The organism is Nocardioides speluncae (genome assembly GCF_003121585.1).
Lineage (GTDB): Bacteria > Actinomycetota > Actinomycetes > Propionibacteriales > Nocardioidaceae > Nocardioides > Nocardioides speluncae.
In genome coordinates, this window is sequence record NZ_QEOO01000002.1 from 69,817 (window position 1) to 82,020 (window position 12,204).

Genomic DNA, 12,204 nt, shown 5'->3' on the forward strand with positions numbered 1-12,204 from the left:
CCGTCGCGGTGGTGTGCGACGGAGAGGTCGCGGCGCGTGGTTTCGGCGTACGCGACGTCGGCACGGGTGCGCCGGTGACCGCCGAGACGATGTTCCACCTGGCGTCGGTGTCCAAGCCGTTCGTCGCGACCGCGGTCGTGTCCCTGGAGCTCGACCTGGATGCGCCGATCGTCGAGTGGCTGCCGGAGTTCACGCTGGCCGACGGCCGGGCCGGGGAGGTCACCGCGCGAGGGCTGCTGAGTCACACGAGCGGGCTCCCGGATGTCTCGGACTACGGCTGGCACGACCCGCAGCTGGGTGACGAGGCGCTCAGCGAGTTCGCGCGCAGCCTGTCGGGGTGGCGGCTGCGGGCGGAGCCGAGCACCGCGTTCTCCTACTCCAACGCCGGGTTCGAGCTGCTCGGGCGCTGCTGTCGAGGATCAGTGGTACGACGTTCGAGGACGCCATACGGCGGCAGCTCCTGGCCCCGCTCGGGATGTGGCAGAGCACCTTCCTCCGCAGCGAGGTGCCCGCGGACCTGGCCGCCTCGCCGCACGTCGGACGACCGCTGACCGTGCCCGACGGCGCCTATCCCTACACCAGGCGCCATGCCCCCAGCTCGACGCTGCACTCCAACCTGGTCGAGATGTGCCGCTGGATGGAGGCCCACCTCGAACCGGCCGACGGACGACTGGACCCCGCGCTGCTCGAGCTGATGTGGCGGCCCGTGGCGCCGGTGGGTCAGCCCCCGTGGGACGAAGAGGCGGCGCTCGGCTGGTCCGTGGGCAGGTACGGCGGACACCGGACGCTGAGCCACAGCGGTGCGGACCCCGGGTTCGGTTCGCGGCTGGTGCTGGTGCCGGATCGGCGCACCGGAGTCGTCGTACTCGCCAACTCCAACACCGTCCTGACCTCGGCCATCGTCGCGGCAGCGCTCGACATCGCCTTCGGCGAGCAACAGGGCGAGGGCGCGGCGGCCTTCCGCCGGCTGGTCGAAGCGGAGTCGGCCGAGTTCGGACTCGACGACGAGGAGTCCACCAAGGCCCTATGGGGCGCGATCGAGCTGCACCGCACCGACCTTGTCTGGCCCCTGCTGCGCGCGTGGACCGAGCTACGGCCCGACTCGTCCGATGCCTGGACGATGACCGGCTGGGCACATCAGGTCGACGGCGAGCTCGACCTGGCGAGGAGCCGACTCCAGCGCGCCCTCGACCTCGACCCCGAGAACGACGACGCCGCGCTGATCATGCGCAACCTTCCCTCGGAGGCCTACGTCCTACCGACCAGTCTGAGAGACGCGCCCGTCCAGCGGGGTTCCCATTCTTAGGACAAAAGGTATGGTGGCTGGCGGGAGATAGACGGGGGCAGGACCTGGGAGGGATCTTGTCAATGCAGTTCCGCGCGACAACCGAATACCGATCGGCCGCCGATGGTCGAGCCCACCCGTGGCCGCCCGGAGGGCGGCCTGTCTCGTTCGAGGAGATTGGATTCCGAGACGGGTAGGGCGCTATCCGAATGGATACCCAAGCCCTCAAGCGCAGCTGGCAGCAGTTGACCTCGCACGGTGAACAGGTGCCGCTGTACTTCTACTCGCACCTGTTCGTGTCGCACCCCGAGGTGCGTTCGATGTTCCCGATCTCCATGGCGAACCAGCGCGACAAGCTCGTCAACGCCCTCGGCAGGATCGTCAGCCACGTCGACCAGATCGAGCAGGACACGGACTTCCTGCAACACCTCGGCCGCGACCACCGCAAGTACGCCGTCGTCGCGGCGCACTACGACGCGGTCGGCGCCTCGCTGTGCGCGACCCTCAAGCACTTCCTGGGCTCCGAGTGGGACGAGGAGCTCGCCGCGAACTGGACGGCGGCGTACCAGGTGATCGCGCGGATCATGGTCCAGGCAGCCGAGACCTCCTCGGAGACCAGCCCCGACTGGTGGGACGCCGACGTGTTGTCGGCCGAACGGCGAACCATGGACCTCACCCTGCTGACGGTCCGGCCGAGGCGTCCGTTCCCGTTCCTGCCCGGCCAGTCGATGTCGATGGAGATCCCCCAACGTCCCAAGCAGTGGCGGTACTTCAGCCCGGCGAACGCTCCTCGCCCCGACGGCTCGATCGATCTCCACGTCCAGCAGATCGACGGTGGCCAGGTCAGCCCGGCCGTGGTGCGGTCCCTGAGGGTCGGCGACGTGGTGAAGCTGGGCGCGCCGGTGGGCGAGCGGCTCACACGGCGCGCTGCCGACCCGAGGGACCTGCTGATGGTGGCGGGAGGGACCGGCCTTGCCCCGCTCCGCGCCGTCGTCGACCAGATCGACCAGGAGTGGCAGCGGTCGGGCATCGCCCCGCGAGTCCACCTGCTACACGGCGTACGGCTGCCGTGGCACCTGTACGACCGGCCGTGGCTTCGAGACCTGGCCGCGCGGCGACCGTGGTTCGACTACACGGAGGTCGTCTCGGACGACCCGTCCTATCCCGGGACGCGGGGCAAGGTCGGCATGGTCGCGGCCCGGCAGGCGCTGCACGAACGCACCGCCATGGTCTGCGGAGGTCCGCAGATGGTCGCGCACACCACGGACCGGCTCAGGACGAGCGGGATGGATTCACGGCATATCAAGTACGAGCACTTCTACTACTCGGCTGCAGGTCAGGAGACAGCAGATGACGGATGGCGACCACCAGCTCTCTCGGCACTATCGAACCCCCGCGACCATCGGGAACCAGACCTTCCGGCGTCGGATGCGGGGACTCGACGCCGCCAGGGTCTACCAGTTTCTCGACCTACTGGCTGACCAGGTCGGCACGCTCGAGCGTGAGCTGGGCGAGGCCCGGGCCGACAACGATCGCCTCCGCGCGGAAGTCCGTCGGCTGCAGGCGGACCTGGACGAGTACGACCAGGGCGGCGACCGGGTGAACGAACAGGTCGTCCAGCTGTTCAGCCAGGCACAGCTTGTCGCCGAGGAGATGGTGGCGGACGCGAGCCGGGACACCCGTGAGCGCATCGGGATGGCACGCGAGCAGGAACGCAAGATCGTCGAGGAGGCCACGGTCGTGGCGGGCGAGCAGGTCCGTTCGTATGCCCGCTCGGCTCAGGCCCAGATGCAGTCGGCCGTCGAGTCGTTCGCCAAGGAGATCGACCGTCTCGGGACCCCTCCCCCGGAGTCCGACTGACCTATGTGGACTCTCGGGAGACGCGCTCCGGACGAGGAGCTCGACGCCAAGCCGCCGACCTCCCGGTCCGCCGGCGCCGAGGTGGACCGCGCCGCGGCTGAGGAGTTCCTCGAGCTGTTCCACTCCGAGACGCCCCAGGCCGGGCCGTTGGCACCGCGGCTCGCGGCAGTCAGGCGTGACCTCGACCTGACCGGGACCTATTGGCACACGACCGACGAGCTGGCGTTCGGCGCCCGCGTCGCCTGGCGCAACAACGCGCGGTGTGTCGGTCGGCTGTACTGGCGCAGCCTTCAGGTGCGTGACCTGAGAACGGTTTCTGACGCCGCCGGCGTCGCCCGGCAGTGCTTCAAACACTTGCGAACGGCTCACAACGGCGGGCGGATCCGACCGTTGATCAGCGTGTTCGCGCCCGAAACCCCCTCTCGGCCCGCTCCCAGGATCTGGAACGAGCAGCTCATCCGGTACGCCGGCTACGAGCGGCCGGACGGGCCTGTCCTCGGCGACCCCCGCTATCTGCGGTTCACGACCGCGCTGATCGAGCGCGGGTGGCGGCCGCCGCACCAGCTGAGCGCGTTCGACGTACTGCCACTCGTCGTGGAAACCGTCGAAGAGGGGCCGATGATGTTCGACCTCCCGAGGCAGGCGGTGCACGAGGTAGCGCTCGAGCACCCCGAGCTGGACTGGTTCGCGGGCTTGGGACTGCGCTGGCACGCGGTCCCTGTCATCAGCAACAACCGGCTGGTCATCGGCGGTATCTCCTATCCGGCGGCGCCCTTCAGCGGCTGGTACATGGGTACCGAGATCGGGGCACGCAACCTGAGCGACAGTGACCGCTACGACCTGGTGCCGACGGTCGCGAAGCAGATGGGTCTGGACACCTCGCACGAGGCGACCTTGTGGCGAGATCGAGCCCTGGTCGAGATCAACCGTGCGGTTCTGCACTCCTTCAGTGCGAACGGGGTGACCATCACCGACCACCACACCGAGTCCCACAGGTTCCTCACGCACCTCGAGAGGGAGGAGCGGGCAGGTCGCCGGTGCCCCGCCGACTGGAGCTGGATCGTGCCGCCGATGTCTGGCTCGCAGACGCCGGTCTTTCACCGCCACTTCGACACCGAGGACCAGGTGCCGAACTTCCTCACCGACGACGCGGCCGTAGGCCGATCGCTCCAGGGCGGTCCACCGGCCTTCTGCTAGTTGCTCTCGATCGAGAAGAGGTTGCCGTCGGGGTCCTTGAACCAGGCGACCTTGCCGCCGCCGGCGCGGGGTGAGATGCCGCGCTCGTCGGTGCTGTAGTCGAAGCCGCTCTCGAGCACGCCTTCGTACTGCTCGAACCTCACGCCGGCCGCGGTCAGCTCGTCGACGGTCTGCTCGACGTCGTCGACGTACCAGGTGGCCAGGGTGGCGGTCGACGTACCAGCGTGGTCCGGTGACGGGTAGACGACCAGCGCCTCGTGGCCGCCGGAGATGTAGACCTTGCTGCCGTCGGGGTCGGTGCGGGCCGCCGTGAGGCCGAGCCTACCTTCGTAGAACTCCGTCGCCGTGGCCATGTCGGTGACCGCGACCATCGGGTTCAGCTCGTAACTGCTCAGACCCATGGGTCCTCCTTGGTATCCATAGCACGTGATCGGCCCACTCGTCTCCGAACGGCGGGCATTCGGGCCTGCCGACGTAGCGAGGAGTACCCAATGTCAGTCCGTCTGCACCTCCCCGCCCGAGAATCGGCCGACCGAAGTTCACCCCGGCGACCGGGATCGCCTTCACGGCGTTGCTGATCGCGCTCGCCGGGCCGGCACACGCCGTCGCCGAACGGATCGGCGACGGGTCAGTGGGCACCAGACACCTGAAGGACCGCGCGGTGACCGCACCCAAGCTGGCGCCCAACGCGGTCAGCGGCACCAAGGTCGTCAACGGCACCGTCGGGATCGCCCACCTGGCCCCGAACGCACGCCGGCCGCAGGCCGTGGGAGCGGACCCCGGGGGCTCGGTGAACATTCCGGCGAACCAGTGGACCGACGTACTCACGATGCGGCTGCCGGCCGGGTCCTGGAACCTGTTCGCGAAGGGCATCATCACGACGTTCGACAGCTTCGTTACCTGCGACCTGGTCGTGGGTGACACGATCGTCGACCGCACCAGCGCGTACGGCGGCGTGTCCGGGGCTGAGTTCGGCTTCGGCGACAGCCCGATGTCGCTGATCTCTATGACCACGGCCAGCAGCAGCTCACGGTCGGTCACACTTCGGTGCCACTCCAACCAGAACACGCCGGCCGTGAAGGACACCAAGATCGTGGCCATCGCGACCCGCGCCTAGCGCAGTCAGCCGGCGCCGAAGCAGCAGAAGCCGGTCTGCTCCCCCGCCGTCGCCGCGGCCAGCGCGGCGGCGGGGGTGTCACCGGCGGCGAGCCGGCGGTGGAAGCCGACCATCACCCGCTCCGCGACCTCGTCGGCCACCCGTGCCACGCTCGCGACGACGGTGGCCGCTCCGGCGGCCAGCAGGGCGGTCGTGACGCCGAGCGACTCGTCGCCGGGCCGGGTGTCGTGCAGCCCGAGGTCGCAGGCGGAGAGGATCACGAGCGGCGGCGTACGGCGCGCGGCCAGCAGGTCATAGCCCATCAGCAGCCCGTCGGCGAGCTCCAGCCCGGAGAACAGCGGGTTGTCGGCCGCGTGATGGCCGTGGGCGGCGACATGCGCGACGTCGGCTTCCTCCCACTGCTTGCGGGTCGCGGCGATCGTCGCGGCTGAGCCGTCCAGCCGGCCTATGACCGGTACGCCGGTCGCGATCCCTTCGATCGCGGCCAGCTCGGTGCTGCCGCGCGCGATCCGCGGGCCGCCCACCAGCAGCGTCGGGCCGGATGCCGGTGCGGTCCGGGCGACCCAGGTGCTCGCCGACGACGCGACGGTCACCGGGCGGCCGGCCAGCGACGGCAGCGCCGACCACGGGACGGCGGTCAGCCCACCCGTCGGCACGACCACCAACTCCCGGTCGCCGAGCACCGCCGCCAGCGGCGTCAGCAGCTGCGCCTCCAGGTCGTCGAGGTCGCGCGCCGTTGCGGCACGCATCGCATCGGCCAGCGCCGCCGGCAGCGCCCGGCCGGCCTGGGCGTCCAGTGCGGAGCGCACCCGCAGCGTCGCCTCCTCGGCGGCAGCCCGCGAGCCGAGCGGGAGCAGCCGCGCCGAGGTGGTCGTGACCACCAGCGCGTGCAGGTCGTCGTGGCCGCCGGCGATCAGCAGCACCAGCACCCGGCCCTCGCCCAGCCGCGCCCGCACGTCCGCAAGCCGGGCCCGCCGTGCCGCCTCACCGGCACCGGGCACCGCCCAGGTGGACCGGCGCAGCCGCCGTCGCAGCGCCTCCCGCCGGGCCCGCAGCCGCTCCGCCGGTACGCCGCTCAGCTCGGCCTCCGCCAGCGTCACCGACACCGCCCGCAGCTCTTCCCACGCCGCAGAGTCGACACCGCCGTCGACCGGCGGCCGGGCCGGCGCGAACAGCAGGCTCTGCGCCCGGGTCCGCTCCGCCCAGGCCAGGATCGCGGCCGGCTGGCCGGCCGCCAGCGCCGCCTCCAGCCCACCCTGGGCAAGCTCGCGGCCGCGCACCGCCGCGCCTCCCCGCAGGTCGAGCGCGCCGAGCCGGCCGCGGACCCGGTGCAGCCGCTCCAGACCGCGCCGGCGCTCCGCCATTGCGGCGGCGACGTCGCCGGTGGCCGCGGCGTACTCGGCCCGCGCGAGGTGCCGCAGCAGGGTGGTCTCCAGTCGCTCCGCATGCGACCCGCGCTCGCCCGCCTGTCCCCGGGCTCGCATCGGCTCGCCGGCGGCGACCCAGGCTCGCGCCGAGACCAGTTCGGCGACCGCGCCGTCCTCGGCAAGCCCGAGACTCCGCAGCCGGGTGGCCAGGTGATCGGCGGCAACGGCGACTGCGAATGGTGCCCGCTCGGCGGCCGCCAGTGCCGCGGTGGCGTTCAACAGTTCGGCGCGGGCGACCCAGCGCGGGTTGTCGCGCCGCCGCAGCAGCTTCTCGGCCTCGGCCGCCAGCTCGGACGCGTCGCCGGGCCGGTCGGTGAGCAGGGCCGCCTCGGCCCGGGCCAGCAGCCCCTCGGCCTCGTCCTGTTGCGACTCCTGGCGGTGGAGCGCCGGGATCGCGTCCGCGAGCTCCCGGTCGGCCTCGGTGGCGAGGCCGGCCGCCAGCAGCACCCGGGCCCGGTCCAGCGACAGCATCGGCAGCACGCCCGGAGCGAGCCGCTCGTACGCCGCCTCCACCTCGTCGTACGTCGCGAGCGTGGCGGGCAGGTCGCCGGCCACGTAGTCGACGTACCCGAGGTTGTGCAGTGCCTTCGCGGCGGTCACCTCGTCGCCGGCCACGTCGGCCAGCCGCCGGGTCTCCGCCAGGTCGGCGCGGGCCTCGGTCAGCCGGGCGGCGGCGATGTGGAGTACCGCCCGGTTCATGTGGATCTTGGCGGCCGCCACCGGGTCCGCCCGCTCGTCGACGATGGCCAGCGCGGCGGCGTACTCGGTCGCGGCCTGCTCGTCCCGGCCGGTACGCCGCAGCAGGATCGCGCGCTGGGCGTGGAACAGCCCGCGCTGCTCGGGAGCTAGGTCCGCCTTGGCCTCGTCGAGGCGAGCGAGCCCGGCCAGGGTGTCGCCGACCTCGCTCTCGGCCATGGCCAGGCTGACCAGGATCCGGCTGCGCAGCTGCCGGCCTTCGGCGTCGGTGGGTACGCCGAGCACCCGCAGCGCCGCCCGCAGCTTGCGGCGGCCGACGCGGGGCCGCATCTCCTCGTTGGCGGCGATGCCGGCGGCGAGCAGGGCACGTCCGGCGTCGAGCCCGGTCATAGGTCCAGTCACAGGTCGACGGCCAGGGTCGCCATGGTCCCCGAGGCGAACTCCACGACCAGCTGGGCGGCGCCCTGCCGGACCTCCTCGACCGCGAACCGGCCGGTGTCGTTGGCCTCGACCTCGACGTCGGGGGCGCCGGCGCTCCGCAGCCGCACCGTCGCCGGCACCGGCGGGACCAGCCAGCCGTCGATCCTCACCACCCCGGCGCGCACCTCGACCACCGACACGAACAGCGCCCCCAGCTCGCTCTCGAACCGCAGCGTGCGCACCCGGTCCCCGGACCGCGCCTCGGCGCGGGCGTCCTCGACCAGCCGGGCCAGCTCGGCGTCCACGATGCTGCCGTCGACCGCGAGCAGCACCAGGTCGTCGAGGTGGGCCGGCATCGGGTCGAGCTCGTTGTGGGCAGCCTTGAGTGCCGCCAGGATCTCGGCGTCGAAGTCGTCGAGCGGCTCGTTCCCGCTCATGTCCCGCTCGCTCATGTCCGGCTCCAGAGTGGGTCGGTCAGCAGCAGCGCCCGTAGCTTGGCCAGGCACCGGCCGCGGGTCGGGCCGATGCTGCCATGCGGCATCCCGAGTGCCTCCGAGATCGCCGCATAGTCCGGCCGATCCGCCATCGCGACCGCCTTGAGCAGCTCCTGGCAGCGTTCGGTCAGCTGCCGGAACCCGCGCATCAGACTCACCGCCCGCTCGTCGGCCAGCAGCCCAGCGTCGAGCTCAGGATCGGCCGCCACCGCGTCCACGCCGACGTCCTCGGTCGGCTCCTGGCGCGCGGCCCGCTTGGCGTAGTGCCAGGCCTCCCGCTTGGTCACGCTCACCAGCCACCCGGTCAGCGCGGCCGGGGTGTGGATCTGGTCGGCCTTGCGGACCAGGCCCAGCCACGTGGTCTGTACGACGTCCGCGGCGTCGTGGGCGGACAGGCCCTGGCTGCGGGCGACGTGCCACAGCAGCGGGTTCAGCTCGCGGACGATCGGCTCGAGGGCGCCGGACTCGCCGGCCCGCACCCGGTCGAGCAGCTCGGCGAGCCGCGCGTTCCGCTCGCTGGGACTGGTGGCCGCAGCTCCGCTCATGGTGGGCCGTCGCCGTCTGCAGGCCTTGGTGCAAGCCGTCGTGCAAGCTCGTCCGCGAGCTTCCCGGCGCGGATCGCCGCCGCGAACGACGTACCGCCCCAGCGGGCGAAGCCAGACGCCAGGTTGTCCGGGTCGTACTCGGTCGGCTCGGTGCTGACCGCCGTCGTACCGAATCCGACCGGGACCGTGCTGATGACCGCGGTGCCGACCTCCGTGCGGGTGATCCATGCTCCGGTGTTGCTGTACGAAGCCGGCGAGCCGTCCGGGTTGACCGCACCGATCGCCTCCAACGCCACCCTGGGCAGGGTCAGTGGGTCGCAGAGCGCGGCGAGGGCGGCCGGGAACGTAGGGCTGTCGGTCGAGTCGTTGCCGGCGGCCACCACGACGTGGACGCCGAGCTCGCCGAGCTCGCCGAGGCGCCGGGCCAGGTCCTTGGTGTGCGTGTCGGTACCGGGGCTGGCGTGGTAGTAGCCGAAGGCGAGGCAGAGCACGTCCAGCCGCTCACCGGCCGCCACCTGGTCTACCAGCACCTGCAGCGACTCGATCACCGCGCCCTCCCAGAACACGCCGTGCTGGCTCATCACCTGGTGCGAGACGATCTTGGCGCGGGGAGCGTGCTGCCGGATCAGGCCGGCGACGAACGTCCCGTGGCCCGCGAACGCACCGGGCTCACCGGCGACCGTCGAGGCCCGGTCGGTGACGATCGGCTCGCCCACGAACCACGGGTGCGCACCAACCCCACCGTCGAGGATCCCGACCACGATCGGGCCGACGCCCCCGGTGGTCGGGGGGTCCGGCAGCGCGGCCACCGCCTCGCGGGCGGTGCCGGAGTGCGGTCCCTTGACCGTGTGCGGGCCCTTCACCGTGAACGGCGCCTTGCCGGGCTCGAGCACCTGCATCAGCCGCAGCTCGCGCACCCCTTGCTCAGCGAGTACGGCGAGCACCTCGGCCGCGTCGCCGCCGGTCACACCAAGGACGACGGTCCGGCCGAACTGCGCGACGGGCTCCAGCGCGATCGTCGTACCCAGCAGGGCCTGTAGCTCCGGGAGCCGGGCCAGGTTGTCATCGGAGATCGCCACCTTGTCGGTCGCCACCAGCCGCGGGCCGTCGTTCGTGCTCACCCAGGCACTGCCCGGCGGCGGCTCCGGAGCTGTCGCGCCCGGGTCGATCTCGGGCGGGTTGCCATCGAGGTCCTCGGCGAGTTTGTACCACTCGGTCATCGCACTGTCTCCCTGTCCGTCGGTGCCTTGTCCATGAGTGGCCAGGGCGGTGCCGGCAGATACCGAGTCATTGTTGCGGCTGGGTCGCCGGTCGGGTGGAGAAATCAGGAAACGCCGTGGCGGCGGAGGTAGGCCAAGACTGCACGCACCCGGCGGTGGCCGCTGTCGCCGGCCGACAGGCCGAGCTTGAGGAAGACGTTGCCGATGTGCTTGTGGACGGCGTTGTCGGAGACGACGAGGCGCTTGGCGATGGTCTCGTTGTCGTGTCCCTCGGCCATCAGCGCGAGGACCTGACGCTCGCGGGCGGTGAGGGCGTCGATCGGGTCGCCGCGCGCGATGAGCTGGGCGATGACCTCGGGGTCCATGGCGGTGCCGCCGTCGGCCACCCGCCGCAGCGCGTCGGTGAACTCCGCGACCCGGCTCACCCGGTCCTTCAGCAGGTAGCCGATGCCGCCCTGGGCGTCGGCGAGCAGCCGGCTCGCGTACTCCTGCTCGACATACTGCGACAGCACCAGGACGGGAAGTCCCGGGTGATCGTGGCGGGCCTGGATCGCGGCCCGGATGCCCTCGTCGCGGAAGCTGGGCGGCAGTCGGACGTCGACGATGGTGACGTCCGGGCGGTGGGTCTCGACGGCCGCGAGGAAGCCCTCGGCGTCGATCGCGATCGCGGCCACCTCGAACCCCTGCGAGTTGAGCAGCAGCTCCAGCCCCGACGACAGCAAGACGTTGTCCTCAGCGATCACTACGCGCACGGCAGCTCCACGGTGACGACGGTCGGCCCGCCGCGCGGGCTGTCGATGCTCATCGTGCCGTCGAGCGCGGCTGTACGGCGAGCCATCCCATCCAGCCCGGATCCGCGTGCCGCGTCGGCCCCACCGGTCCCGTCGTCGGTCACCTCCACGCGCAGCAGGTCAGCGTCCCGGCAGACCCGGACCGACGCCTTGTTGGCTCGGCTGTGGCGGGCAACGTTCGCCAGCGCCTCGGTGACCGCGAAGTAGGCGACCGCCTCGACCGCCGCCGGGACCTGACCGAGCGGGCCGATGTCGATCTTGGTCGGCACCCCGGCTCTGGTGGCCAGCGTGTTGAGCGCTCCGACGAGCCCCTGGTCGGCGAGCACCGGCGGATAGATGGTGCGGATCACCGAGCGCAGCTCGGTCATCGCGTCCTCGGTCTCGGCGTGCGCCTGCCGGACCAGCTCGGCCGCACCGTCGGGGTCCTTGTCGAAGCTCTCGCCGGCGACGGCGAGCCGCATCGCGATCGACACCAGCCGCGCCTGGGTGCCGTCGTGCAGGTCGCGCTCGATCCGGCGCAGCTCCGCACCGTGCGCCTGCAGGACGTCGGCCCGGGTCTGGGTGAGCTCGGTGACCCGCTCGACCAGCTGCTCGGTGGGCGACGGCGCCAGCACTGCCAGGCAGCGCCGGGCATGCAGGCGGGCGAGCGGTGGCAGGGCGATGGCCGCCAGGCCGCCGAAGAGCACGAAGTTCAGCAGGCTCACCGGCAGCGCGGTGCTCCAGCTCTCGATCGGCACGCTGTACGCCGGTAACCAGGGCGGCGCGGGGAAGGCCCACCACGCCACCGCGACGACAGGACTGAACGCCGCCGTACCGAGGCAGAGCAGGGCAGCTGCCCCGGCGGGCAGCCCGATGACCACCTGCATGACCAGCCACCCGAAGTTGCGCCGCGCGGGACGCGGGCGCGGCTCGACCGACTGCCCGAGCAGCGTCGCGGCCCACTGGCGGTGCTGCTCGGCCCAGGGCTGGGCCACGGCGGGCACCCATAGCACCGGCGCCGCGAGGAGCGTCGCCGCCGCGGCCACCAGAGTGGCGATGAGGTACTGCCCGGCTCGAACCATTGGTAGTCAGGGGCGCGGTGCCATTGCTGGCCCGTTTCCCCATTCCCCTTTCAATCCGTGCGTGCGGTTTTCCCGCACACGGCTTACCGAT

Annotated in this window: 11 protein-coding genes and 1 pseudogene; 5 read left to right on the top strand and 7 right to left on the bottom strand. The window is 71.8% G+C overall.

Annotation, left to right across the window (positions count from 1 at the left end):
- The first annotated feature begins 11 nt into the window (after positions 1-11).
- From DDV73_RS28975 to DDV73_RS01735, 4 genes and pseudogenes are all read left to right on the top strand, one after another.
- A pseudogene (locus DDV73_RS28975) lies at positions 12-1,306 on the top strand (serine hydrolase).
- Between the two features lie 188 nt (positions 1,307-1,494).
- The gene (locus DDV73_RS01725) at positions 1,495-2,766 is read left to right on the top strand and encodes a globin domain-containing protein (protein WP_240617047.1); all 1,272 of its coding nucleotides are present in this window, start codon (positions 1,495-1,497) and stop codon (positions 2,764-2,766) included.
- Positions 2,714-3,145: a DivIVA domain-containing protein gene (locus DDV73_RS01730; RefSeq protein ID WP_161962260.1), complete on the top strand. Its 432-nt coding sequence runs from the start codon at positions 2,714-2,716 to the stop codon at positions 3,143-3,145. Before DDV73_RS01725 ends, DDV73_RS01730 begins: the two co-directional genes overlap by 53 nt.
- Positions 3,146-3,148: 3 nt before the next feature.
- Positions 3,149-4,342 carry a nitric oxide synthase oxygenase gene (locus DDV73_RS01735; protein ID WP_109505529.1) on the top strand — a complete coding sequence of 398 codons (1,194 nt, stop codon included), beginning with the start codon at positions 3,149-3,151 and terminating at the stop codon, positions 4,340-4,342.
- On the opposite strand, the gene DDV73_RS01740 is transcribed toward DDV73_RS01735, so the two are convergent.
- Positions 4,339-4,743, bottom strand: a complete 405-nt coding sequence (locus tag DDV73_RS01740) for a VOC family protein (RefSeq protein WP_109505530.1) — start codon at positions 4,741-4,743, stop codon at positions 4,339-4,341. The two genes, DDV73_RS01735 and DDV73_RS01740, sit on opposite strands and share 4 nt — an antisense overlap.
- 170 nt (positions 4,744-4,913) lie before the next feature.
- Between DDV73_RS01740 and DDV73_RS01745 the strand changes: the two genes are divergently transcribed.
- Positions 4,914-5,459, top strand: coding sequence for a hypothetical protein (locus DDV73_RS01745; RefSeq protein ID WP_109505531.1), 546 nt, complete (start codon positions 4,914-4,916; stop codon positions 5,457-5,459).
- 5 nt (positions 5,460-5,464) lie between these two features.
- Here the strand turns inward: DDV73_RS01745 and DDV73_RS01750 are convergent, their stop codons facing one another.
- From DDV73_RS01750 to DDV73_RS01775, 6 genes are all read right to left on the bottom strand, one after another.
- Positions 5,465-7,972, bottom strand: coding sequence for a CHAT domain-containing protein (locus DDV73_RS01750; protein ID WP_109505532.1), 2,508 nt, complete (start codon positions 7,970-7,972; stop codon positions 5,465-5,467).
- Between the two features lie 8 nt (positions 7,973-7,980).
- Positions 7,981-8,454, bottom strand: coding sequence for a hypothetical protein (locus tag DDV73_RS01755; protein WP_109505533.1), 474 nt, complete (start codon positions 8,452-8,454; stop codon positions 7,981-7,983).
- Positions 8,451-9,041, bottom strand: a complete 591-nt coding sequence (locus DDV73_RS01760; RefSeq protein ID WP_109505534.1) for an RNA polymerase sigma factor — start codon at positions 9,039-9,041, stop codon at positions 8,451-8,453. The genes DDV73_RS01755 and DDV73_RS01760 overlap by 4 nt, the downstream gene beginning before the upstream one ends.
- On the bottom strand, positions 9,038-10,261 hold the full coding sequence (locus DDV73_RS01765) for a S8 family peptidase (RefSeq protein WP_109505535.1): 1,224 nt from the start codon (positions 10,259-10,261) through the stop codon (positions 9,038-9,040). The genes DDV73_RS01760 and DDV73_RS01765 overlap by 4 nt, the downstream gene beginning before the upstream one ends.
- A 104-nt stretch (positions 10,262-10,365) precedes the next feature.
- Positions 10,366-11,013: a response regulator gene (locus DDV73_RS01770; protein ID WP_109505536.1), complete on the bottom strand. Its 648-nt coding sequence runs from the start codon at positions 11,011-11,013 to the stop codon at positions 10,366-10,368.
- On the bottom strand, positions 11,004-12,113 hold the full coding sequence (locus DDV73_RS01775) for a sensor histidine kinase (RefSeq protein ID WP_109505537.1): 1,110 nt from the start codon (positions 12,111-12,113) through the stop codon (positions 11,004-11,006). Before DDV73_RS01775 ends, DDV73_RS01770 begins: the two co-directional genes overlap by 10 nt.
- Between the last annotated feature and the right edge of the window lie 91 nt (positions 12,114-12,204).